The following is a 23,234-nucleotide window of genomic DNA, read 5'->3' as shown; positions in this document are numbered from 1 at the left end:
CAGCACATGCGTTTTGTTTTGGGTCTAACGGGAGGAATTGGCAGCGGTAAATCTGCAGCCAGTGCATGGTTTGAGACCCAAGGCATTCACGTGGTCGATGCTGATGTTGTCGCACGAGAAGTGGTACAAAAAGGACAACCCGCACTGACCCAAATTCAACAACAATTTGGTGACTGGGTTTTACTTGAAAATGGCGAACTTGACCGCCGTGCCTTACGTGAACATATTTTCAAAGAACCGAGCGCCCGCCAAGCCTTGGAAAAAATTACTCATCCTGCAATTCGTGAGTCAATTATTCAGCAATTGCAGCAGGCCAACAGCCCATATGTGATTTTAGTTTCACCATTGCTCTTTGAAACCAATCAACATCAACTGACGCAACACACTTTACTCATTGATGCGACCGAAGCATTACAAATTCATCGAGCATCTCAACGAGATGGTCAAACGGTTGAACAAATTCATAAAATTATTCAGGCACAAATGCCACGTGCTGAAAAACAGCGCTTGGCCAATGATATTGTGCTGAATGATGGGCATTTAGATCATTTGTATAGCAAACTGGAGGTATTACACCAACAGTATTTAACTCGAGCCAATCAATCCTCACACTAATCTGTGTGTGTTTTTTGCTGCTCTAGTTGTGCTTTTAAGCTATCAGGTCTAGCCCACCAACGCCAAGGTTGCAACGCGCCAATCCCCATCCCCAATAAACCACACAAAATTGCCAAGCTCAAAGGCTCACCCAACAACGGCACTGCAAGAATGGCGGCAATAAATGGCGCCAAAGTAACAACACTACCCGCTTTAAATGCACCTAAACGCTTAATTGCTTCAACATACGTTAAGGTGGCAATAATCACGACGAATACACCATGAAAAATGGTTTGTAGCAATAAATGCATGGGTTCGGGTGCGCCAAGTTGTTTTGGGAAAAACAGCAGGTAGATTGGCACATAGACGATTGCCGACCAGATTGCTACACCTGCCATGGCATGCCATGCCGAGAGCTTCCATTGTCTAAGTAAAACAGTAAAGATGCCCCACCAGATGGCACTGATGAAAAACAAGCCATCCCCCAAACCAAAGGCGACACCTGTTTCTTGATACATCAACACACTCATACTGGCAATTGCGGTAAGCATAATCGCAATGCTGATCCAAGTATGTCGATCAAATGGAATACGGAACAACACCCAAGCGGCAATAGCTGTACAGACAGGAATACAACCATTCAGAAAGATAGCTGCATGTGCGGCAGGGACATAATGAAATGCACTATAGGCGGTCAGGCAATAACCCACCCCACCAATCATTGCCAAAATAAATGGCTGTTTTTTCCATAAAAATGCCGTATCTTTTTTCCAGATCAAGATCGGCATTAAAATACAAAAAGCCAAGGCAAAACGTAAGGCAGTAATATCCCAAGCACTGATCTGCCATTGTGCATTGAGCCGTGCGGTTAAGGTAAAACCACCCCAAATACACATGGTGACCAATACCAAGGCATAGCCCTGCTTTTGGGGAGATAAATGAATCACAGTGTTAAGGCATCAATCCAATAAAAATTCAGTATCTGTACTTAAGCTTGGCGCTGGCGACAGGCTTCATAAAGTGCCATCCCTGTTGCAACACTGACATTTAAACTTTGCAAATTGCCTGCCATCGGAATAAATACGGTTTGATCGCATTGTGACTGAGTAATTGGACGTAAGCCCGTATCTTCTGCTCCCATTACTACACACACCGCAGTACCGGTAAAATCGAACTGCTGAATTGGTAAGGCTTTTTCATCCAACATGGTACCCACCACACGCACATTAAACTCTTGTTTCAAATGTGCCAAAGTACGGGCCAAATTGGTGACTTGAATAAATTTGACTTTTTCTGCACCACCTGCAGCCACTTTGCGTGCGGTTGGGGTCAAACTTGCAGAACGATCGCGTGGCACAATCACTGCAGCAACACCCATTGCGGCAGCCGTACGAATACAGGCACCTAAATTATGTGGATCAGTCACTTGATCGAGTGCTAAAAGTAATGGCTGAGCATCCGCTTGCAACAAACTATCTAAGTCTTTTTCATTCAAGCTTGGATGTGGGCGCACTGCCGCCACCACCCCTTGGTGAAAAGGTAGACCTGCTAATTTTTCTAAACTGTCACGGCTGGCTTTTTGCACACTAATGCCAAATGGCTCTGCCAGTTCCAGAATTTTTTGCAAACGTTGGTCTTCACGCCCTTTTAAGGTAAATAAAGTTAAAACGCGCTCTGGCTCAAGCTCCAATAATGACTCCACCGAGTGAACGCCATAATAATATTCAGGTTTTGCCATGAACGACCTCTAAATTAATGCACCAATAAAACAGCGAAAACGAAAAATCCTGCAAAGCTGACTTTACAGGATTTCAATAGAGCTAGTTTAACCGATTCAGGGGAAAATTTCTTAACTCAATTTCTCTGATTATTTGACAGGCAAACTGTGTTGAGAATGTAAAATACCCTACTCTTGATTAACCTTCGAAATGACACACGTAATCTAAAACATCGTCAGTTTCGATGGTAAAGCGGCTGCTACCTTGCACATAGAATGACTGACCTGCACGGAACAATTCACTTTCTTCGCTGTCTGCAATTTTCACACGACATTCACCAGAAATAATTTCCATGCGTTCAGGCACATGCGTTTCAAAAGTTAAGGCTTGTTCGGTCGGTAAAATCACCCCTAATGTTTTTTTGGTGCCGTCTTCAAACTGCACAGTATGACTGATGCATAGCCCACCAAAATAGACATTCGATTTTTTTACAACTGATACATGATCAAACTGAGCTGACATGCGTAATCTCCAGGTAACGCGTTTTTATATTTTTGACTGATGTAGTTTAATTCTGTCCTCAGAACTAATCAATCTGTGTTTACAAAGGGGCTAGCGTAAAGTTGACCATCCCCCAGACAATGCAGAGCACGCTATACATGCTGTCTAAGGTCTTGCCGCTCCTATCCACAAATATGCACCAAGCTCCCGCGACTAAAGTGCTAAAGCTGAATGTGAAATAGTTCACCCATTCTGCCTAGACAGGCACATCTTCCCCGCTCAAACTGCACTTAAAACTCCCCAAGTAAAGCATGCCCTGATTCAATGACCATAAGATGAAATGATCTGGACTTTGCTGCATTTTTTGTTGTTTGCGCTGTAATTTAAGCTAGAATTAAATAGACTCGAAGATGCTTTGATTGAAAATAACAGCCGCAATGTGGCATATCAAAAAACTTGACTCTTTTTAACTGCCACTTTTCGCAGCTTGGATGCGTTTATGCTGACTCACTTAACACTGATTAACTTTGCCCTTGCCGATCACCTAGCCTTGGATATTGAAACTGGGTTTAACGTCCTAACTGGGGAAACTGGTGCAGGTAAATCCTTACTTTTAGATGCGCTTTCTGCCTGTTTAGGTGAACGTACCGATACCAATTATGTACGTTTTGGTGCAGATAAGGCTGATGTAACTGCCAGCTTTAGCTATCAGGAACACAGCCCCGAAGCACTATGGCTCAAAGAACATGAGTTAGCAGACGAGTCCGGAGAAATCCATTTACGACGTGTGATTTTTGCCACAGGACGCAGCAAGGCTTGGATTAATGGTCGTCCAAGTAGTTTGGCAGAGCTCAAAGAAATTGGGCGCTTGCTGGTACAATTGTATAGTCAGTATAGTCAGCAACAATTGCTTGAGCCGCCTTATCCAAAGCATTGGCTCGATCGTTATTATAATTTTTATGCGCCCGCCCAAGCGGTGCGTGATGCCTATAGCACTTGGCAAAAAAATATCCGTCAGCATCAAGCCGCACTGGATGCGCAAGCCACCCGTAAACAACGCATGGAAACGCTGAATTTACAGTTGGAAGAACTCGAAGACTTGGTGCAATTAGATTACAAAGAGATTGAGCAAGAGTTTGATCGTCTAAGCCACCATGAACATATCATGCAAGATTGTAGTTACAGTCTAAATGCACTAGATGAAGCTGAACCGAATATCACCCAAGAAATTGCATCTATTATTCGACGTTTGGAATCACATGCGGGGCGAAGTGAGCAACTGTCCGAAATTTATAATTCTCTGCTCAATGCGCAAAGTGAATTGGATGATGCAACAGCAAACTTGCGCCAATTTATTGACCGTCAAAGTTTTGACCCAGAGCGTATGGAAGAACTCAATCAGAAACTTGAGGTTTTCCATCGTTTAGCACGCAAGTATCGTACTCAACCCGAATTACTCAAACAGGAATACGAAACGTGGCAAGCCGAACTCACTGCGCTGCATGAATTGGAAGACCCTGAAACTTTGGCAGAACAAGTTGAAGTGGCGCATCAGGACTTTTTAGCCAAAGCGCAGCATTTAGATGATATTCGTCGTGAGGCAGCCGCTCCATTGGCCAAACAACTGACCGAGCAAGTCAAACAATTGGCACTGCCTGAGGCACATTTTGAATTTAAATTTGAACCTCTGGAGCAAGTTTCTGCCGAAGGCTTAAGCTTTATTCAATTGCTATTTACCGCCAATAAAGGTATTCCAGCTCAACCTTTAGCGCGTGTGGCTTCTGGTGGTGAGTTATCGCGTATTGCCTTGGTGATGCAAGTTATGAATGCCGAAAAAACTGAAGCCGAAGTCTTGGTTTTTGATGAGATTGATGTCGGCATCAGTGGTGGTACTGCGGAAATTGTCGGACGCTTATTGGCAGGTTTGGCACAACATGTACAGATTTTATGTATTACCCATCAGGCACAAGTGGCGGCACAGTCCGATCAACATCTTTTAGTGAAAAAACGTCAAACTGATCCCGCTAGCAGCACCATAGTTGAATTAGAAGAAGATGAACGTATTTTAGAACTGGCACGCATGACGGGCGGTGTTGAAATTAGCGACACTACCTTGCAACATGCCAAACAATTACGTCAGTTGAAGTTTCAACAGGCTTAAAAAACCAACTCTGTCACAAAAAGAGCTTGGTGAAATCGCAAAGCTCAAGTAACGTGTACCCTAAAGGAATAGGTTTTTTCTAGAAGCAACTGTTTTTAAGGAGAATTGCTTAGGTGACCAAACAATATCTGACGCATCGCTGTCTCATTGCCCCGCCCGATATGAATGACGATTTTTTTGCAAATACCGTTATTTATTTGGCTCGTCATGATGAAGATGGTGCGCAAGGCATTATTATCAACCGTCCTTCTGGCATTCAGATCAAGGAATTACTGAATGATTTAGACATAGACGCCGATAATGTGCATCCTCACGAGGTTTTACAAGGTGGCCCATTGCGACCTGAGGCAGGTTTTGTTTTACACACTGGTCAGCCAACTTGGCATTCGTCTATTGCAGTGGGTGAAAACGTCTGTATTACCACCTCTAAAGATATTTTAGATGCAATTGCCCACAACGAAGGCGTAGGTCGCTATCAAATTGCACTAGGCTATGCCAGTTGGGGCAAACAACAACTAGAACAGGAAATTGCTCGAGGCGATTGGCTAATTTGCGAATCAGACATGGACTTGATTTTTAATTTACCCTATGACGACCGCTGGGATGCTGCCTATCGGAAAATGGGCGTAGACCGCACTTGGTTATCTTCAGAGATTGGTCATGCCTGAAACATCATCAGCACAGAGCATTATGGCCTTTGATTTTGGTACACAAAAAATGGGCATGGCGGTGGGACAATCCCTGATTGAAAGTGCCAGCCCTTTGGCGCTGTTCCCTATGAAAGATGGCATTCCTCAATGGGATGCTCTGCTTAAAATTGTGCAGCAACATCAACCCAACTTATTTTTGGTGGGTCTGCCTTTAAATATGGATGATAGCGAATCAGAGCTGTCTACCCGCGCACGAAAGTTTGCCAAACGTCTGCGTCACCAAACCAATATTCAAACTTTTATGGTGGATGAACGTCTGACCACACGTGAAGCACGTGATGAACTTGAACACTATCAAGCACAAGGTCGGGGCAAAAAATTAGCGGCAGATAGTATTGCTGCAGCCTTGTTGATTGAAAGCTGGTATCGTGATCCGCAGGCAATCAATCCTTAAAGGTTAGTCCTAAAACAGCATTGATCGCTGGAATGCCTAAAGCCATCTGTAAAAAGTCTATTTGTTCGGCTATTTTTTGATATAAAGTAACATCATTCTTTTGGTGTGAATGAGTAAATCCGCATGGCACTGTCTAGCTTTGGCAAGATTCTCACGGTCTTAGACTTATTTTCGACCTCACGTCCTGTGATTAATGTCGATACCATTAGTGCAGAACTCGGTTTATCTAAGCCCACCAGTTATCGCTATTTAAAAGAATTGGTGTCTGCAGAACTACTGCAACGCATGAGTGGTACATCTGGGGATTACACCCTTGGGCCCAAAATTGCGGTATTAGATTATATTTCCCGCACCACAGACCCATTGGTCACCATCAGCACACCGTTTATGAAAAAAATTGCAGAGCGCACCGAGTTTTGCTGTTTACTGACCCAGCTCAATCAAGATTCGTGTATTGATGTGCACCATGAAATTTTCAAAGACACACCATTACTCTCGTATGGTCGTGGTTGCCCACGTCCTGTCTATGTTGGCTCATCCCCTAAAATTATTATGGCGCACTTGCCCAAGCAAAAAATTTTAGACTATTACCAGCGTTTTTCTACTGAATTGGCACAAGTCAACTTTGCACAGAATGAAGATGACTTTTTGCAACAGATGCGCAAAATTAAAAAACAAGGCTATTATTTTTCAAATGGCGAACTGAGTGCAGAAATTGCAGGCTTGTCTGTCCCGATTCGCTTTTCATCTAAAGATGCACCTTATGCCTTAACGTTGCTGGCTTCAAAAAACCGTTTTGAATTTGTGAATTTGCAAAAGTTGATTGAAATTTTGCAGGATAATGCCCAACAAATTGAAAAACAGGTTGAAACCCTGAATACAGATTTAGGCCTAGATGTGAACTAGGACTAGCATGGCAAAATTTTAATCTGAGGATAATCTTATTTAGAAATGCTATGAAAATAGCGAAACGTGAGATTAATTCTGGGTTGTAAAATTTTACTCGATTTAATTAAAGCATGTTTCCAATGCTGCTGTGTTTGTCCTCGCATCACGAGCAACTGACCACTCTGCAATAAAAGCTCCACTTTATTTGCCGTACGTTTATGCTTAAAACTGAACTTACGGGTTGCACCAAAACTCAATGAAGCAATAACGGCATTTTTTCCTAAATTTGGCTCATCGTCACTATGCCACCCCAAGCCCTGCGTACCATCTTGATATAAATTTGCCAAACACGAATTAAAGGGATGCCCCACCCAACGCTCAACTTGCTGTTTTAGTCGCCACAAAGCAGGTTGCCAAACATGAGCTTGCTTTAAAGCACCCGAATACCGATATTGATACTGTTCATCGCCATACCATGCCACTTGGCGCTGTGTCCGATAATACTGACCAAATAGCAGGCCTTCATCGGCTTGCCATGCCAAATGCTGTAAAAAATATTCCAAATAACGTGCGCTATGCTCTGCACTTAGCACTACGCCATAATCCTGAACAATACCATCGTAAGGCAACACATTGTCACATCGTTCAGGTGCAAACAACTCCAGATTCATGGCAGTTCCAGTAATTAGCTTTATTTAGCATCTAACTTAAAAGTTAAACGAGAAGATTGCACACAAAATGATACAGGATCTTGGCTTGTGAGTAGATGGCTTCATCCTTAGACTTAAAGCAAACCTGCTTATAAAAATAACAGCCTATGAATTTATGGAATTTGTTTCAGAAATTGCGTCCCTTTGTTCGTCCCTACCGAATGTTGGTGGTCGCAACCCTGATTTTGACCTTAATTGGCTCATTCACCGCCCAAGTCAATGCACTCACTTTACAATATGCAGTCGATAGCATTAATGCCTTAATTGAAGCAGGACAAGGACTTGCGGCAGGCTGGCATATCTTAATCACCATTTCAGCAATTTTACTGGGCAAAGAAATCATCAATGCCTTTGTGCAATTTGGGCAGAAGTTTTACGGTGAAAAACTACGTATTTTTGTCTCACAAGATTTAGCTCAAGGCATTATTGAAAAGTTTTTACGTTACCGTTTGGCTTTTTTTAATCAAGACAACAACCAAGCAGGCAAATTACAAACACGTATAGACCGCGGGATTGGTTCACTCACCCGCTTAGTCCAAATTTTCTTTATTGATATTTTACCGCTATTTACCAGTGCATTCGTGGCCTTAGGCTTGATGTATTATGCCAATGTATATGTAGGCTTGGTCGCTACAATTATTGTTCCGATTTATTTTTGGCTGACCTATCTGCAAGCGCAAAAGTTAGGCAGTTGGCGACGTAATTTGCGTGATGGACGTGAGAAAAAAAGCCAAGGGATTCTCAGCATCATTAACTCGATTACCGTGATTAAATCCTTTAACCGAGAAAGTATAGAGGCAGAAAAACAACTCACGCTGCAAAAAACACTCACGCATAACCAAATGCAAACCCGCCAAACCAGTTTTTTATTTGATGGTCTCAAAAGCTTTATTGAACAAATTGGGGTGGTGCTGATCATTATTTTAACGGCTTATTTTGTCTTGGATGGGCAAATGAGCATTGGCATGATCATGTATCACGTGTTGCTGTTTAGCAACGTTTCTGCGCCAATCCGTTCATTGCATCGTATTTATGATGAAGTGAATGATGCCATGATCTATTCAGAAAGCTTCTTCCAAATTCTGGAAGCCGATGATGAAATCGAGCCGAGTGGTACACAAAAGCCAGTCATTCGCGGGCAGTTTGACCTCAAAAACATTAACTTTTTTTACCCCAATGGACACCATGCACTCAAAGATATTCAGATGCAGATTCAACCCAATAAAATTACCGCTTTGGTCGGCTTGTCTGGGGCGGGAAAATCGACTCTGATTAGTTTATTAGATAAATTCTATGAACCACAAAATGGTACGATTCAACTCGATGGAATAGACATACAACAGATCGACACCCAGTATTTACGTGATCATATTGGCTTGGTCTTACAAAAGAATCATATTTTCCAAGGCTCTATTTTTGAAAATATTCGTTATGGCAAAACCGACGCCAGTTTAGAAGATGTCATACAGGCTGCCAAAAAAGCCTCTATTCACGAACAAATTTTACAATTACCACAAGCTTATGATGCAGATGCCCTGATGCTTTCTGGTGGTCAGCAACAACGGATTGCCTTGGCTCGAATGTTCCTTAAAAATCCGCCAATTATTTTTTTAGATGAACCCACTGCAAGTCTGGACGCTATTGCAACTGAACAAATCAAGCAAAGTCTGGATGAAATCAAACAGGGACGTACGGTTATCATCATTTCACACAGCTTATCGCAAATTATTGATGCCGATTACACTTATGTCATGAAGGAGGGCAGAATTGCAGAACATGGTGAACATGACACGCTTTATCATCAAAATGGGGTCTATAAAGAAATTTTTGATGCGATGGCAAAGAGCTTAAATATTGAAAAAATTGCCAAAACCTTTGAAGACGATGCCGAAGAAGAAACTCATAGCTAATAAAAAGTGCTTCAGGATAGAAGCACTTTTTTATGAGGAAGCTCTGTGTAAAGCCTGCTTTAAGGCTGTTTCAAATAAGGCCAAGCGGCTTTTAAGTAAATAAACATCGACCAAAGCGTTAAAATCACAGCGGTATAAAGCAGTAAATACGCCAACATTTCTAAAGGTTGCCAGTTCAATAAAAATACTGAAATTGCAATCATTTGAAATGCAGTTTTGTATTTACCTACAGTAGACACGGCCACACTTGTACGTGCGCCCAATTCGGCCATCCACTCACGCAATGCAGATACAGTAATTTCACGAGAAATAATTACAATCGCAGCAAAAGCCATAGAAATAGTGGGTTGCCATTGCACCAACACAATCAATGCCGCAGCCACCATCAGTTTATCTGCTACAGGGTCTAGGAAACGCCCAAATGCAGAAGTCTGATTTAAAGAACGTGCCAAATAGCCATCAAACCAATCTGTAACAGCAGCGATCACAAAAATAGAAGTCAGCAGAATATGACGTGTCATACCACCATCGTAACCATTTACGCCCATTGCAGGCGGCCAATAAGCCACCAACAAAAATACAGGAATCAAGGCGATTCGAGCCAAAGTTAATATATTTGGAATGTTCAGGATACGACCTGTTGTCATAGACACCGCCAATGTTTCCCCTCTATACGCTGTTCATTCACAAGTTTTTTGAGGATTTGTCATCATGAATAGGCTTCACTTTATACGAAATGGCAGAATGTGTCACTAGGCAAACACGGTGATGGTCTGTCGGGCAATTGCAATCAAACGATTCTGCTCATCCCAAAGGTGTGCGTATTCGGTGGCATAACCATGACTGGCATGATCGGTAAATACTTTATATTTCATCCAGTCATGTAACTGATTTTGCAAAGGATTGACATAGGTTACATGCCACGTCAAAGAGCTGGCAGGTGCAAGTTGACTAAACATCGGCAATACCCCAGGTGGCCACATATCAAATGCCACCATTAAATCTGCAATATTCATGGCGCGATTGCTGTGCTGTTCAGGCTTAAAGCGCATCCACCCTGCAAAATCAGGTTTATGGCTGGCACTGAATGGATATTGCCCTTCTGCCCAGACCAAATCCATTTGCTGAAAACACTCAGGTGCTAGGGGGTGATGCTGCGTGACGGGTAATTCACTGACAGGTGCAAAGTTTGGTGCAGTACGTTCTTGCTGCACCACAATACTAGATTCACGTGCTACGCCAAAACTGGCAATCAAAATGCTTTGTACGGCATCATCCTGCCACAAACGCACCTCAATGCTAGTGACTGACTTACCCTGCCGCAGAATTTCAGCTGTAAGACGTGCCCGACCTTGTTGTACAGGTCCAACAAAAGTCACGCTGCTACTGAGTAAGCGCTTTTCAGGATCAGCAATACAATACTGAGCTTTTTGCATCATCAAGCCTGCCACCAACCCACCATAAATGGTGCGTCCTTGTAACCAACCCTGCGGAATATCGATCCATTCTTGTTCGGCAATGGCCTGATAGGTCTGTAGCAACGACATGGTTTTTCCTTAAGCGATGATGTTGTCGATATTACAGCGTTTCGATTGGATGTGAATGTTCAATGACGGCAGAGTCAATGCGCTTTTTTGCTATTTACCTTTGCAGAAATACTGCTTTTATGGATAAAACCATCACTCATGCAGCACTTTATAAATAGTACGTGCCATCACCTCGCCCAGTCCTGGCACTAAGGTCAGCTCTTTTTCAGAGGCTTTAAGTACCCCTTGAATGCCACCAAAATGCGTGAGCAAATCACGACGGCGTTTTGGCCCTAAACCCGGAATCACTTCCAGTACCGATGAACCACGCTTTTTATCACGTTTGGCACGATGTTTGGTAATCGCAAAACGGTGTGCTTCATCACGTACCTGCTGAATCAGATGCAAGGCTTTATGATCTTCAGGCAACTGAATTTTATTGCCATCGGTAAAATGTAGGGTTTCTAACCCAGGTTTACGTCCTTCACCTTTAGACACCCCTATCATAAAGGCATCTAGCCCTAATTCCTGCATGACTTCCATCGCCATATTCAACTGCCCTTTGCCGCCATCAATCAGCAATAAATCGGGCAACATGGCTTTTTTATAACGGCGGGTCAGTGCTTGACGCATGGCGGCATAATCATCTCCCGCCTGAATATCCTGAATGGAAAATTGTCGATAATCACGTTTGCGAATGCCGCCACTGTCAAACACCACACAAGATGCCACCGTGTCTTCGCCCATAGTGTGTGAAATATCAAAACATTCAATTCGATCAATAGGCCGTCCAACCACTTGCTCAAGTTGATAAAAACGCTCATTTAATTCAAAATGATTGGCCAGTTTACCTTTAATGGCATGCTGCACATTCATTTGCGCCAGCTCTTGCCACTCGGCACGGGTTTCACGCACCTTATGCTTAATCTGGACTTTTTTATCGAAGTGTTGCTGTAAGGCTTGTTCTAGCTCTTTGCAATCTGCTACATCCACATTCACAATCAATTCAGCTGGAATTTCATCGGCCACCTGAAAGTAAAAGTTGGCAATAAAGTCGGCCAGCATTTGCCCTAAATCATCACCTAGCATGTCTGGAAAATAACTTTTCCCACCCAGCATTTTGCCATTTCGCACATGCATAATTTGCACGCAGGTCACCCCTGCCTGATATGCAATGGCAATAATATCGGCCTCACCTTTGAGTTTGTAAATGGCTTGCTGTGCCTGCACATCACGTAGCAATGCCATACGGTCACGGTAAAAGACCGCTTTTTCAAACTCCAATGCTTCGGCAGCGGCTTCCATTTTGCTAATCAATTGCTGATTCAGCTCTTTACTGTCGCCCTGTAAAAAACGGATCGAATTATTGACATCTTCTTTATATTCTTCAGGTGAAATGAGTCCCACACACGGCGCCGAACAACGCTTGATCTGATATTGCAAACATGGGCGCTGCCGCTGGGCAAAATAACTATTTTCGCACTGCCGCACATTAAACAACTTTTGTAACACCACCAAAGTATCACGAGCATTATAGGCACTCGGATAAGGCCCAAAAAACTTCCCGACCTGATGCTTGCCTTTGCCACGTCCACTGGCAATACGCGGGTATGGCTGATCTGCTGAAACAAAAATGTAAACATAAGACTTATCATCACGCAGCATAATATTGTACGGTGGGCGATGCAGCTTAATCAGATTTTGTTCAAGCAATAAGGCCTCAGTTTCCGAACGCACCACCAAAGTTTCAATATCATAAATACGTGCAACCAAGGCTTGAGTTTTCGGATGCTCAATGGTCTTAATAAAATAACTCGACACACGATTTTTTAAGTTTTTGGCTTTGCCCACATACAACAACTCTCCGTCTTTACCCAACATACGGTACACCCCAGGCAACTGGGTCATGTTTGCCAAAATTTTCTCAATATGCTCACGTGCGTTTGGGTTCACGAGTCATCCTATAATCGCTGCATTGTCTACATGATGTGATGCTTCAGCTGACTTTTTCAAGCTTTATCCTGTAGCCAATTACAGGATCTATCCACAAAAACAATCAACTCAGTGCTAAAAGCGATTAGTTCACAACACAAGGTTTGCTATGCTCAGGCATCTTGTCAGCAAAACAAAGGTGCAGGATGACGACCACGCAACACGGCCTACATATTATTCAACCCGCGACCTCCGAACCCACCCGTCCTAATCCACACAACTCTGAAAAAGATCGCCTGATTGGTCAACCACGCTTTCATTTTGAACCTGCGCACGTCATGCAGTTGTTGCGTCAGCGGATTATTGGACAAGATGCTGCACTGAATGAAATTGAAAAAATGCTGTATGTGGTCAAGGCCGATTTTTCCAGCACAGAACGACCACTTTCTGTGACCTTAATGCTTGGCCCAACAGGTGTGGGAAAAACTGAAACAGTACGCCTGATAGCTGAAGCCATTTACGGCCGTCCCGATGCTTTCTGCCGTATTGATATGAATACCTTGGCGCAGGAACATTATGCTGCAGCACTGACAGGTGCACCACCGGGTTACGTCGGCTCCAAAGAAGGACACAGTTTATTTGACGAAACAGCCATTGCAGGCTCACATACCCGTCCAGGCATTATGCTGTTTGATGAACTGGAAAAAGCGTCAACTGAAGTACTCCGTGGCTTAATGAATGTATTGGATACAGGCAAACTGACGTTGACCGCAGGCACCAAAACCATCGACTTTCGCAATTGCATGATTTTTATGACCAGCAATGTGGGGGCACAGGCTGCACAGCAATACTTGGATAAACTAAATTTGTTGCCGCAAAAGCTGCAGCAACTGTGCCTAACACGCATGCCAACTCAACGAATCATTGAAAAAGTCATGCAACGCAGATTTGACCCTGAATTTTTAAATCGGATTGACCGCAGCTTGCATTATCAGGCTGTATCTGCCGATGCTTTACCTCAACTGGTTGAAATTGAGTTGGAAAAATTAAATCATCGCCTGCAACATCAACAGCGCCAAGTTCAGCTGACAGCTGCAGCCAAAGCATATTTTTATCAGGGGCATGATATTCGTTACGGCGCTCGGCATTTGGGGCGCAAAATCCGTACCGAGCTAGAACCCATTTTAGCGTTGTATTTTTTAAGCCACCCAGAACGGACAAAGCTGTGTCTGGATTGCAACGCAGGCGCATTACACATTCAAATAGATTGATCTTTGGTTGAGGATGATAATGCTCATCCTCAATGCTTTGACATTTATATATCGTGATGTGTATGGGGCGATACTTTCAAATTCTGTAGATTAGTCAATAATTTCTATTCCCAATGCCTGACTAAACTTGGCTTGATCTTTAGGCGAAACCAAGACAAATTTTGACTGCCCTGCTTGCACATAATCAATTTTTAAACGTTTTAAAGATAAGGCGGGTGATGCCACAGAATTATTGGTTTTAGATATTCTCTGAATATTGGCACGTGGAATATCCCACTTTAAAAACATACAGCGAATCTGCAAGCGTTCTGCATCGACCTGATAGCGAGTATTAAAAATAGGCCACCACAACACAAAAATTGTGATGATATATACCCCCGTATGTACTGGAAATGCAGGCATCGTGCCTTTGGCATACATGGTCAGCAATAATTGAATTAATAAGCCTGACATACAAATCACAAAGGCCAAGACCCACCAATCTTTTTTAGAACGAAACGTTTGCATAAATTTTCCCCTAAGTTGCTTCATTCTATACATAAAAGCAGCGTGAAATTGAAGCTTGACGCTAAAATTATGGAAAAATGCCATAAAAAAACGCCCCGAAAGGCGTTGTGATGATTTAAAACAGATAAGGACGAATAAAAATTAGGAAGAAAATACCTAACATCAAAAACCATTTTAGAAAGTAATACAAACGGCTATTTCTGGCCTTTAAAGCTTTGGCTTTTAAACGCACTTGGTAAACATAACCAAAGACTTTATTTAAGCCGCCCGTTTGGTCACCGGCTTCATTTGGAGAACTGGCTGCAGTCATGACATTCTTACCAAACCAGTGATTAAACTTTTGCATCAAGCGCGATTTTAACGGACGCTCAACATCGGCAAAGAAAATAATACGGTTTTGATCAGTGCCATTTTCGGCATAGTGAATATAGGTTTCATCAAACACCACACTTTCACCATCACGCCATGAATAGCGCTCACCATCTACATCAATAAAGCAGCGCGCGTCATTTGGTGTCATCAGTCCCAAATGGTAACGCAATGAACCTGCGTACGGGTCACGATGGCGCACCAAGCGACTGTCAGGTGCAAGCTCGGTAAACATGGCTGCCTTAATGCTTGGCAAGGTTTTTAATAATGCTTGGCAAGGTTTTTAATAAAGCTGTGGTTTTTGGGCATAATTCTGCTGCAGATGGATGTGCCGAGTCATACCATTTTAAATAAAAGCGCATCCAGCCTGTTTTAAAGAATGAGTTAAAACCCAAGTCATCGTAGGTACTTGAGGCTTTAATGCCACCCTGCTCATACAGAGCCTTGGCTTCATCACGAATCATTTCCCAATTTTCGTCCAGTACTTTTAAATCTTGAAAGTACTGCGTGTCGATATACGGTTGATTCGGCACTTTTGAAAACAGATACATTAAATAGTTAATCGGTGCCAAAATCGTAGAATGGTCAAAGAACTGACGATAAAAACTATGACGCACCTTACCACGCTGTTGAATATACAACGCTGAAGCGATAAAAATCGCCAAAATAATCCACTTCAACATAGAACAACCAAAGTTGTTGAACACAACTCAAAATTTAAAATGCCGAATATTTTAGCCAATTTGCCGCAAGCGGTCATATCCAAAAATAGAACACAGCATTGCAGCTGCTAATTTTTTCTACAGATACTGCTCAAAGTTTTGCTGGAATTACCGTGAATTGACTTTTCTGCCGAAAATAGCATCGCAATACTGTATTATTTTTAAGCTTTTCAAGGATTCACCTGCAACTGTTCAAAATTAAAAATAAAATAGAAAACAAACACTTTCATAGAACTTTAAAAAAACAGTTTTAAAATTAGGTCAAAAAGCAATTCAATGCTGCGATAAAAATCATGACCCTTGCGTCACGGCTTGATACAACTTGCTATATTTTTTTTCGATATAGTTATCGTAAGATTAGCGAGGCATATATGTGTGCAGGACTATCGCACACGCTTCATAACATCAACTTAGAAGTCCTCCAAAATAAAGGAGATCAGGCATGATCCACGCTGGCAATGCCATTACCGTCCAAATGCTTTCGGACGGAATTGCAGAATTCCGCTTTGACTTACAAGGTGAGTCGGTCAACAAATTTAACCGTGCAACGATTGAAGACTTTAAAGCTGCAATTGAAGCTGTTAAAGCAAACAGCGAAGTAAAAGGTTTAATTGTCACTTCAGCTAAATCGACCTTCATCGTAGGTGCAGACATCACCGAATTTGGTGCAAACTTCGCTCAAGGCGAACAAGCAATTGTGGATTGGGCATTGCCTGTTCACGACATCTTCAATGCTTTTGAAGATTTAGAAGTTCCTAAAGTTGCTGCAATCAATGGTATGGCATTGGGCGGTGGCTTTGAAATGTGTTTGGTATGTGACTACCGTGTGATGTCTGACCAAGCACAAGTGGGCTTACCAGAAATTAAACTGGGTATTTTCCCAGGCTTTGGTGGTACGGTACGTTTAAGCCGCGTTATTGGTATCGACAATGCCGTTGAATGGATGGCAATGGCGAACCCTAAACGTCCAGATGCAGCACTCAAAGATGGTGCTGTAGATGCCGTAGTTGCTGCAGACAAATTGCAAGATGCTGCGCTTGACTTGGTTAAACAAGCCATTGCAGGTCGTTTGGACTGGAAAGCAAAACGTCAGGAAAAATTAGACCCTGTTAAATTGAACCCACTTGAACAAATGATGGCGTTCAACACAGCAAAAGGTGCGGTACTGGCAAAAGCAAACCCTGCACAATACCCTGCGCCAAAATTGATGCTTGATTCTTTACAAGCCGGTGCAAGTTTACCACGTAACGAAGCACTTAAAGCTGAAGCTGAAGGCTTTGCTAAAGCGGCTGTAACACCACAAGCAGGTGCGTTGATTGGTTTATTCATCAACGACCAAGTGGTGAAGAAAACTTCTAAGAAATATGAAAAAGGTGCACACCCTGTCAACCAAGCGGCTGTGCTAGGCGCGGGTATCATGGGTGGTGGTATTGCTTACCAAGCGGCAAGCAAAGGCACACCAATCATCATGAAAGACATTGGTAATCCTCAACTTGCTTTGGGTATGAAAGAAGCCAATGGCTTATTGACCAAACAAGTTGAACGCAAAAAGTTAACCCCTGCAAAAATGGGTGAAACTTTGGCACGCATCCGCCCAACTTTAAGCTACGACGAGTTTAAAGAAGTGGATATCGTGATTGAAGCCGTGACGGAAAATCCAAAAATCAAAGGCATTGTACTCAAAGAAACTGAATCTAAAGTACGTGAAAACACGATTATTGCATCGAATACATCGACCATTTCAATCACACGTTTGGCTGAAAACCTAGAGCGTCCTGAAAACTTCGTCGGTATGCACTTCTTTAACCCAGTGCACATGATGCCATTGGTTGAAGTGATCCGTGGTGAAAAAACTTCTGCTGAAGCGATTGCTACCACTGTTGTTCTTGCTCAAAAAATGGGTAAAACACCAATTGTTGTAAACGACTGCCCAGGCTTCTTGGTAAACCGCGTATTGTTCCCTTACTTCGGTGCATTCGACTTATTACTTAAAGACGGTGCAGACTTCCAACAAGTCGACAAAGTCATGGAAAAATTCGGCTGGCCAATGGGTCCTGCATACTTAATGGACGTGGTCGGTATTGACACGGGCGTTCACGGTGCAGAAGTTATGGCTGAAGGTTTCCCTGACCGCATGAAGCCTGACTATAAAGGCTCAATCCAAGTCATGTACGAAAACAAACGTCTTGGTCAAAAGAATGACGTTGGTTTCTACAAATATGAATTGGACCGCAAAGGCAAAAAAGCCAAAGTGGTTGATCCAACTGCATACGAGCTTGTGGCATCTGTTGCAACTGCTGAAAAACGTGAATTTGATGCACAAGAAATCATTGACCGTATGATGCTGGCTTTCTGTAACGAAACTGTTCGTTGCTTAGAAGACAACATTGTGGCAACACCATCTGAAGCAGATATGGCCATGATTATGGGTGTAGGTTTCCCTCCATTCCGCGGTGGTCCATGCCGTTACATCGACCAAACAGGTGTTGCTGAATACGTTGCACTTTGCGACAAATATGCACACTTAGGAAAAGCTTATGAAGCGCCACAAATGTTGCGTGACATGGCTGCTAACAACAAAAAATTCTACGGTTAAGGAGCAACGTGAATGGCTACTTTAAATCCACGTGACGTTGTCATCGTTGATGGCGTACGTTCAGCAATGGGTAAAACCAAAAACGGTATGTTCCGCAATGTACGTGCTGACAGCCTATCGGCTGAATTGGTTCGTGCTTTAGTTGCTCGTAACCAGTTTGATGTTAACGAAGTTGAAGATGTGATCTGGGGCTGTGTCAACCAAACCCTAGAACAAGGCATGAACATTGGCCGTAATATTGCGTTATTGGCTGATCTTCCAAAAACTGTTGCAGGTCAAACTGTAAACCGTCTGTGCGGCTCTTCAATGCAAGCCATCCACACGGCTGCGGCACAAATTGCAACTAATCAAGGTGATATTTTCATCATTGGTGGTGTAGAGCACATGGGCCACGTAGGCATGATGCACGGTATCGACATCAACCCTGCTGCATCTAAGCACTATGCCAAAGCATCTAACATGATGGGCTTAACTGCTGAAATGTTGGGCCGTATGAATGGTATTTCGCGTGAAGAGCAAGATGCGTTTGGTGTGGAATCTCACCGCCGTGCTTGGGCTGCAACGCAGGAAGGTCGTTTTAAAAACGAAATCATTGGCATTGAAGGTCATGACGCAAACGGCTTTAAACAGCTTTGCGACATTGACGAGGTAATTCGTCCTGATGCCAACCTTGAAGCATTCCAAGCGTTACGCCCTGTATTTGATCCGAAAGGCGGTACAGTAACTGCAGCAACATCTTCAGCATTGTCTGATGGTGCATCTGCAATGCTACTTATGTCTGCTGAACGTGCACAAGCTTTAGGTTTAAAACCACGTGCTGTGATTCGCTCTATGGCAGTTGCAGGCTGTGATGCAGCTATCATGGGTTACGGCCCTGTACCTGCAACGCAAAAAGCACTGAAGCGTGCAGGCTTATCAATTGCCGACATTCAAACTTTTGAATTAAACGAAGCATTTGCTGCACAAGGTTTGTCTGTACTGAAAGGCTTAGGCATTTATGACAAGCAAGACCTTGTTAACTTGAACGGCGGTGCAATTGCACTCGGTCACCCATTGGGCTGTTCAGGTGCGCGTATTACCACTACGTTGTTAAACGTAATGGAACAACAAGATACGCAAATCGGTCTTGCGACCATGTGTATCGGTCTTGGTCAAGGTATCGCGACCATTATTGAACGTGTGTAATTTGTTTTAAGCAATAAAAAATCCTCGCAATATGCGGGGATTTTTATTTTATTGTTTTCAGAATTTATAATTTTAAGATTTTATTCTTTTGCATAGTTATATTTGAATATAAATGCTTGATCACGCAACTAAATCAGCAACTCCCCCATCAACCAAGTCATATAACGGTCTTTATCCATAAAGTCTGGCGCACTACCTGTATCTAGACAGTAATATTGCTGATTAAATTCAATCACGATTTGTTCAGTTTGATGCCAGTCTTCAATCAAATGAAAGTGCTGATTGAAAAAGAAACGGTTTTTTCCCCAATTATTTAAGTTTTCCAGTTTAGGGTAGTTTCTATTTTCTAGAAATTGTAAATACAGTTGTTGAATGTCATCAAAGACTTGAATGTTGTTCATCTCAAACCTGCCTATACCAAGCTGTTAAATCAACAGGCTCAGTCTAGGCAAGACAGTTGAACAGCAGATGACATTCTTTTGACAATTTGATGTAAGTGTTTAAAACAACTGCACTATAACTTGGCTTGCAAAGCACGTTGATGATGCTGACTGATTTGCTGCATTTGGTGATTTAATTGCACAATTTCTTGATAAACTGTATTAAATTCTTTTAATGGTGCATCTTCATAAAACATGAAAGTCTTATTTTTCAGCTCCCATTTATTATTTTTTAAAATGGCAAATAACACATAAGCTTTGCCCAAGTTCTGTTTTTCCAACTCATACAAAGCATGTCCCTGATCATTATGGCGGCTTTCAATTAAAGATTCTGCCAAATGACGGCGTAAACTGTTGTCAATGGGCAAGGCCTCAATTTGCTCCAATGCCATTGCTTCATGTTGTTCTAAATGCTCCTGATACAATTCCACCATAGCACGTACTTGTGCCAGCATGGCTTCGGTGTCAGCATAGTCCTGTTTTTTATCTTCAGCCAAACGCTGTGGATCTAAAAACTGATCCCAATTTAAAGCTTTGAGTTCACGCAAATAGCTATTTCTAGCTTCAGCACTTTGTACCATATGGCTCAGCACAAAACTGGCCATGACCTGATAATCACCCTCTAAGCGTGAGTCTTGTACATTAATCTGAATCGGTTTAGACCAATCCTGTGCCTGTACAAAAATCTGTTCCGCTTTTTCATAAATCACGTTTTGATAGGCGTGTAATTGCGTCACTTGTTTTTGCTGACTGCTGTATTGATAAAACATCCACCCAAAAATAATAACCGTTACACATCCAATGATTAGCACTATCCGTCGCATGAGTGCCCTCTTATTTTTAATATTTGCTTTATCTTACCGTGAAGCCCATCACATTTGTATAGATTTCATACTTATTTTATTACTAAGCTATTGGAATATACCAATTTCTATTTGACCAGACACTCAAAAACAAGTTTCCTTTAACTTGCTGCTTTAAATTTTGTACAGCATCCCCATCTTAGTAAAAAATAGAATTTGAGATTTTTCATGCGCGTTGATATTTGGTCAGATATTGTTTGCCCTTTTTGCTACATCGGGAAAAAACGTTTAGAAGCTGCAGCTCAAGAGGCAGGTGTGGAATTAGAAGTGCACTGGCACAGTTTTGAACTTGATCCAGATGCCCCACCTCGTCAGGAAGTTTCCAATTCTGAACGCTTGGCACAAAAATATGGTCGTAGTGTAGCCGAAGTTGAAGACATGCAACGCAATATTGCTGAAATGGCCAAAGCTGAAGGCATTGACTTTCAATGGGAAAATGCCAATTCAGGCAATACCTTTAACGCACATCGCTTGGTGCATTTGGCGCAAAGTAAGGGCTTGGGCAATGAAGCCAAAGAAGCGTTTTTCTATAGTTATATGACGCAAGGTCTTGCTATTGGTGAGCGTGAAACACTGGAAGATGTGGCAGCACGAATTGGTCTAAATCCCGTAGAAGTGGATGATGTGCTCAATTCAGATGAGTATGCAGATTTTGTTAAATTTGACCAAGAAGTTGCCCGTGATCAATTGAAAGTCACAGGTGTACCATTTTTTGTATTTGATCAACGTATTGCTTTGGCAGGTGCACAACCCCGTGAAGTGTTTTTGCAAGTCATGCAAAAAGCCTTAGAAACAGCACAAAATCTAGACATTGAAGATGCTGCAAGCTGTGATAGCGAACAGTGTGATTTGCCTGAGCCTAAAGCTTAAGTATGAAATATAGGCTATGCTAAATAGCGCTATTTCTAAAAACTTAGACCTACAAAAAAATCCCGAAACGGGATTTTTTTGTGCTTTTAAGCGATTTAAATATTATTCAACCAAAAAGCTAATTTTTAAATTTACACGATATTCAGTAATTTTATTGTCTTTAATCACCACTTTTTGTTCATTAATCCAAGCACCTTGGACATTCTTAACCGTTTCCGTCACTTTGGCGATGCCTGTCTGAATGGCATCTTCAAAACTTTTTGCACTACTTGAATTAACTTCTACTACTTTTGCAATTGCCATGATGGTCTCACTGTCCTTTATCGTTATTGCAGATTCATCATAGAATAAAAATGCAGCATTTTTGCTATTGTTTAACCAATCACAGCCAAAACATTACATGTTTTCACAGTGCCAAAAATTGACATAAATTTTCTGTTATTACATTTGCTTAAAATTGAATTTTGTTAATATCTCAATCACTTAAAGCAGCACTAAAAACTAGAGTTAAAACTCTAATACATTGTTTTATATTGTTATTTTTATAAAAATTGCCGAAACGATCATTTTGTAAATTTCAAACTTTGTTATGATTCATGTGAATTTTTTATTTCACTTTATCTCCCTCACCTCCCCTTTCTATGTATAGACATAGAAATGTTGAATGGACATTCTCATGAATATGCTTAAATCTGTTTTAGTGGTTTCAATTTTGGCTATGGCTGCAAATGTTTCAGCTCAAATTGTACATGTACCCGATTTTCCTACAAAAAAAGCTGCGACTGAAACCGTTGCTTCTGAAGCAGCAACCTCAGAAACAGCAGACAAGAAAGCAGCCTAAGTTTTCTAGTTACTGCATGGCGTAACAAACCATTTTATCTCCCATTCTTTTCTCTCCCAAAAAGCAGCTGTCATCAGCTGCTTTTTTTATATGCTGAGTGAAATAAAAGAGAGCTGCTTTCAAACTGAATATAAGTTAAATCTCATCCTATTTAAGTTCAAATTGGCTTTTTAAAGCCATGCTTTGCATTCAGTCTCAGAAAATTTTCAATATTTGTTATAGAAACACCGCACTTTTTGTCAATAATGTCAAAAAAAGCACAAAAGCTGACAATTTTTTGCATGTATTTTTTTATTAAATGCCTATAATTAAACTGATTTGTTTTCATTGCTTTAGCCAATGCCTATGCAACAACTTCAAGCACTTATACAAAAGAAAATTTCACCACAAGACATTGATGTGAATCATTTGGTTGAGTTAGCCAAGCGCTACCCTCAACCACAATCGGCTGAATATAAACTGATCGAGTTGGCCTTGAATATCGTCTTAGCCAGCTATTTAGAAAAAGCGCAACAACATATTTAAG

At 42.0% G+C, this 23,234-nt stretch carries 23 protein-coding genes and 1 pseudogene; 12 read left to right on the top strand and 12 right to left on the bottom strand.

From position 1 onward, the window contains the following. Positions 1-6: 6 nt before the first annotated feature. Complete coding sequence (gene coaE, locus HHA43_RS00225) at positions 7-615, top strand: dephospho-CoA kinase (RefSeq protein ID WP_168417586.1); 609 nt, start codon at positions 7-9, stop codon at positions 613-615. Here coaE and HHA43_RS00220 read toward each other — a convergent pair. The 3 genes from HHA43_RS00220 to HHA43_RS00210 all read right to left on the bottom strand — a co-directional run bounded on the left by HHA43_RS00220 (position 612) and on the right by HHA43_RS00210 (position 2,834). Continuing rightward, positions 612-1,541: a DMT family transporter gene (locus HHA43_RS00220; protein ID WP_168417587.1), complete on the bottom strand. Its 930-nt coding sequence runs from the start codon at positions 1,539-1,541 to the stop codon at positions 612-614. The two genes, coaE and HHA43_RS00220, sit on opposite strands and share 4 nt — an antisense overlap. A gap of 41 nt (positions 1,542-1,582) precedes the next feature. Next, a complete protein-coding gene (rlmB, locus tag HHA43_RS00215) occupies positions 1,583-2,332 on the bottom strand; it encodes a 23S rRNA (guanosine(2251)-2'-O)-methyltransferase RlmB (RefSeq protein WP_168541325.1) in 750 nt (249 codons plus the stop codon). A gap of 178 nt (positions 2,333-2,510) precedes the next feature. Continuing rightward, a complete protein-coding gene (locus HHA43_RS00210) occupies positions 2,511-2,834 on the bottom strand; it encodes a pyrimidine/purine nucleoside phosphorylase (protein ID WP_168417589.1) in 324 nt (107 codons plus the stop codon). Positions 2,835-3,312: 478 nt separating this feature from the next. On the opposite strand from HHA43_RS00210, the gene recN reads away from it, so the two are divergent. From recN to HHA43_RS00190, 4 genes are all read left to right on the top strand, one after another. Beyond that, positions 3,313-4,974: a DNA repair protein RecN gene (gene recN / locus HHA43_RS00205; protein ID WP_168541323.1), complete on the top strand. Its 1,662-nt coding sequence runs from the start codon at positions 3,313-3,315 to the stop codon at positions 4,972-4,974. A 113-nt stretch (positions 4,975-5,087) separates the two neighbouring features. After that, entirely contained in the window at positions 5,088-5,642 is a 555-nt protein-coding gene (locus tag HHA43_RS00200; RefSeq protein WP_168417591.1) for a YqgE/AlgH family protein, read from the top strand. After that, positions 5,635-6,078 (top strand): Holliday junction resolvase RuvX, encoded by a 444-nt coding sequence (ruvX, locus tag HHA43_RS00195; RefSeq protein ID WP_168417592.1) that lies wholly within the window; start codon positions 5,635-5,637, stop codon positions 6,076-6,078. Before HHA43_RS00200 ends, ruvX begins: the two co-directional genes overlap by 8 nt. Before the next feature lie 123 nt (positions 6,079-6,201). After that, positions 6,202-6,984, top strand: coding sequence for an IclR family transcriptional regulator (locus HHA43_RS00190; protein WP_168541321.1), 783 nt, complete (start codon positions 6,202-6,204; stop codon positions 6,982-6,984). A 35-nt stretch (positions 6,985-7,019) separates the two neighbouring features. Here the strand turns inward: HHA43_RS00190 and HHA43_RS00185 are convergent, their stop codons facing one another. Beyond that, positions 7,020-7,637: an alpha-ketoglutarate-dependent dioxygenase AlkB family protein gene (locus HHA43_RS00185; RefSeq protein WP_168541319.1), complete on the bottom strand. Its 618-nt coding sequence runs from the start codon at positions 7,635-7,637 to the stop codon at positions 7,020-7,022. Positions 7,638-7,783: 146 nt separating this feature from the next. Here HHA43_RS00185 and HHA43_RS00180 point away from each other — a divergent pair, with 146 nt between their 5' ends. After that, positions 7,784-9,586, top strand: coding sequence for an ABC transporter ATP-binding protein (locus HHA43_RS00180; protein WP_168541317.1), 1,803 nt, complete (start codon positions 7,784-7,786; stop codon positions 9,584-9,586). A 59-nt stretch (positions 9,587-9,645) separates the two neighbouring features. On the opposite strand, the gene pgsA is transcribed toward HHA43_RS00180, so the two are convergent. The 3 genes from pgsA to uvrC all read right to left on the bottom strand — a co-directional run bounded on the left by pgsA (position 9,646) and on the right by uvrC (position 13,065). After that, the gene (pgsA, locus tag HHA43_RS00175) at positions 9,646-10,233 is read right to left on the bottom strand and encodes a CDP-diacylglycerol--glycerol-3-phosphate 3-phosphatidyltransferase (protein ID WP_168460419.1); all 588 of its coding nucleotides are present in this window, start codon (positions 10,231-10,233) and stop codon (positions 9,646-9,648) included. Between the two features lie 105 nt (positions 10,234-10,338). Then, entirely contained in the window at positions 10,339-11,133 is a 795-nt protein-coding gene (locus HHA43_RS00170) for a thioesterase family protein (RefSeq protein WP_168460421.1), read from the bottom strand. Between the two features lie 132 nt (positions 11,134-11,265). Next, the gene (uvrC, locus tag HHA43_RS00165; protein ID WP_168541315.1) at positions 11,266-13,065 is read right to left on the bottom strand and encodes an excinuclease ABC subunit UvrC; all 1,800 of its coding nucleotides are present in this window, start codon (positions 13,063-13,065) and stop codon (positions 11,266-11,268) included. A gap of 185 nt (positions 13,066-13,250) precedes the next feature. Here uvrC and HHA43_RS00160 point away from each other — a divergent pair, with 185 nt between their 5' ends. Beyond that, positions 13,251-14,315, top strand: coding sequence for an AAA family ATPase (locus HHA43_RS00160; protein ID WP_168541313.1), 1,065 nt, complete (start codon positions 13,251-13,253; stop codon positions 14,313-14,315). Between the two features lie 90 nt (positions 14,316-14,405). Here the strand turns inward: HHA43_RS00160 and HHA43_RS00155 are convergent, their stop codons facing one another. Together HHA43_RS00155 and lpxO are read right to left on the bottom strand one after the other, a co-directional pair. Further along, positions 14,406-14,822 (bottom strand): PH domain-containing protein, encoded by a 417-nt coding sequence (locus tag HHA43_RS00155; protein WP_168541311.1) that lies wholly within the window; start codon positions 14,820-14,822, stop codon positions 14,406-14,408. A 115-nt stretch (positions 14,823-14,937) separates the two neighbouring features. Next, positions 14,938-15,874 (bottom strand): annotated as a pseudogene (gene lpxO, locus HHA43_RS00150) (lipid A hydroxylase LpxO). Between the two features lie 481 nt (positions 15,875-16,355). Between lpxO and fadB the strand changes: the two are divergent. Next, entirely contained in the window at positions 16,356-18,509 is a 2,154-nt protein-coding gene (fadB, locus tag HHA43_RS00145; protein ID WP_168541309.1) for a fatty acid oxidation complex subunit alpha FadB, read from the top strand. 12 nt (positions 18,510-18,521) lie between these two features. After that, positions 18,522-19,694: an acetyl-CoA C-acyltransferase FadA gene (gene fadA / locus HHA43_RS00140; protein WP_168417603.1), complete on the top strand. Its 1,173-nt coding sequence runs from the start codon at positions 18,522-18,524 to the stop codon at positions 19,692-19,694. 128 nt (positions 19,695-19,822) lie between these two features. Here the strand turns inward: fadA and HHA43_RS00135 are convergent, their stop codons facing one another. Together HHA43_RS00135 and HHA43_RS00130 are read right to left on the bottom strand one after the other, a co-directional pair. After that, the gene (locus HHA43_RS00135; protein ID WP_168417604.1) at positions 19,823-20,095 is read right to left on the bottom strand and encodes a hypothetical protein; all 273 of its coding nucleotides are present in this window, start codon (positions 20,093-20,095) and stop codon (positions 19,823-19,825) included. 113 nt (positions 20,096-20,208) lie between these two features. Further along, positions 20,209-20,958: a hypothetical protein gene (locus HHA43_RS00130; protein WP_168525165.1), complete on the bottom strand. Its 750-nt coding sequence runs from the start codon at positions 20,956-20,958 to the stop codon at positions 20,209-20,211. A 207-nt stretch (positions 20,959-21,165) separates the two neighbouring features. Between HHA43_RS00130 and HHA43_RS00125 the strand changes: the two genes are divergently transcribed. After that, positions 21,166-21,867: a DsbA family oxidoreductase gene (locus tag HHA43_RS00125; RefSeq protein WP_168525163.1), complete on the top strand. Its 702-nt coding sequence runs from the start codon at positions 21,166-21,168 to the stop codon at positions 21,865-21,867. 102 nt (positions 21,868-21,969) lie between these two features. Here the strand turns inward: HHA43_RS00125 and HHA43_RS00120 are convergent, their stop codons facing one another. Continuing rightward, positions 21,970-22,170 carry a dodecin family protein gene (locus tag HHA43_RS00120; protein ID WP_168417607.1) on the bottom strand — a complete coding sequence of 67 codons (201 nt, stop codon included), beginning with the start codon at positions 22,168-22,170 and terminating at the stop codon, positions 21,970-21,972. A 373-nt stretch (positions 22,171-22,543) separates the two neighbouring features. Here HHA43_RS00120 and HHA43_RS00115 point away from each other — a divergent pair, with 373 nt between their 5' ends. Together HHA43_RS00115 and HHA43_RS00110 are read left to right on the top strand one after the other, a co-directional pair. After that, positions 22,544-22,708 (top strand): hypothetical protein, encoded by a 165-nt coding sequence (locus HHA43_RS00115; RefSeq protein ID WP_168525161.1) that lies wholly within the window; start codon positions 22,544-22,546, stop codon positions 22,706-22,708. Between the two features lie 345 nt (positions 22,709-23,053). Further along, positions 23,054-23,233, top strand: coding sequence for a hypothetical protein (locus HHA43_RS00110; RefSeq protein WP_168417609.1), 180 nt, complete (start codon positions 23,054-23,056; stop codon positions 23,231-23,233). Position 23,234: the final 1 nt, after the last annotated feature.

Source organism: Acinetobacter sp. A2 (assembly GCF_012371325.1).
Classification (GTDB): domain Bacteria; phylum Pseudomonadota; class Gammaproteobacteria; order Pseudomonadales; family Moraxellaceae; genus Acinetobacter.
Note: the sequence above shows the minus strand (reverse complement) of the source record. Positions and strands in the feature narration are given on the sequence as shown.

Bases quoted from the DNA above. Each gene is read 5' to 3' on its own strand.
- coaE (WP_168417586.1), top strand. From the start codon at position 7: ATGCGTTTTGTTTTGGGTCTAACGGGAGGAATTGGCAGCGGTAAATCT.
- rlmB (WP_168541325.1), bottom strand. From the start codon at position 2,332: ATGGCAAAACCTGAATATTATTATGGCGTTCACTCGGTGGAGTCATTA.
- HHA43_RS00210 (WP_168417589.1), bottom strand. From the start codon at position 2,834: ATGTCAGCTCAGTTTGATCATGTATCAGTTGTAAAAAAATCGAATGTC.
- recN (WP_168541323.1), top strand. From the start codon at position 3,313: ATGCTGACTCACTTAACACTGATTAACTTTGCCCTTGCCGATCACCTA.
- ruvX (WP_168417592.1), top strand. From the start codon at position 5,635: ATGCCTGAAACATCATCAGCACAGAGCATTATGGCCTTTGATTTTGGT.
- HHA43_RS00190 (WP_168541321.1), top strand. From the start codon at position 6,202: ATGGCACTGTCTAGCTTTGGCAAGATTCTCACGGTCTTAGACTTATTT.
- HHA43_RS00185 (WP_168541319.1), bottom strand. From the start codon at position 7,637: ATGAATCTGGAGTTGTTTGCACCTGAACGATGTGACAATGTGTTGCCT.
- HHA43_RS00180 (WP_168541317.1), top strand. From the start codon at position 7,784: ATGAATTTATGGAATTTGTTTCAGAAATTGCGTCCCTTTGTTCGTCCC.
- pgsA (WP_168460419.1), bottom strand. From the start codon at position 10,233: ATGACAACAGGTCGTATCCTGAACATTCCAAATATATTAACTTTGGCT.
- HHA43_RS00170 (WP_168460421.1), bottom strand. From the start codon at position 11,133: ATGTCGTTGCTACAGACCTATCAGGCCATTGCCGAACAAGAATGGATC.
- HHA43_RS00160 (WP_168541313.1), top strand. From the start codon at position 13,251: ATGACGACCACGCAACACGGCCTACATATTATTCAACCCGCGACCTCC.
- HHA43_RS00155 (WP_168541311.1), bottom strand. From the start codon at position 14,822: ATGCAAACGTTTCGTTCTAAAAAAGATTGGTGGGTCTTGGCCTTTGTG.
- fadB (WP_168541309.1), top strand. From the start codon at position 16,356: ATGATCCACGCTGGCAATGCCATTACCGTCCAAATGCTTTCGGACGGA.
- fadA (WP_168417603.1), top strand. From the start codon at position 18,522: ATGGCTACTTTAAATCCACGTGACGTTGTCATCGTTGATGGCGTACGT.
- HHA43_RS00135 (WP_168417604.1), bottom strand. From the start codon at position 20,095: ATGAACAACATTCAAGTCTTTGATGACATTCAACAACTGTATTTACAA.
- HHA43_RS00130 (WP_168525165.1), bottom strand. From the start codon at position 20,958: ATGCGACGGATAGTGCTAATCATTGGATGTGTAACGGTTATTATTTTT.
- HHA43_RS00125 (WP_168525163.1), top strand. From the start codon at position 21,166: ATGCGCGTTGATATTTGGTCAGATATTGTTTGCCCTTTTTGCTACATC.
- HHA43_RS00120 (WP_168417607.1), bottom strand. From the start codon at position 22,170: ATGGCAATTGCAAAAGTAGTAGAAGTTAATTCAAGTAGTGCAAAAAGT.
- HHA43_RS00115 (WP_168525161.1), top strand. From the start codon at position 22,544: ATGAATATGCTTAAATCTGTTTTAGTGGTTTCAATTTTGGCTATGGCT.
- HHA43_RS00110 (WP_168417609.1), top strand. From the start codon at position 23,054: ATGCAACAACTTCAAGCACTTATACAAAAGAAAATTTCACCACAAGAC.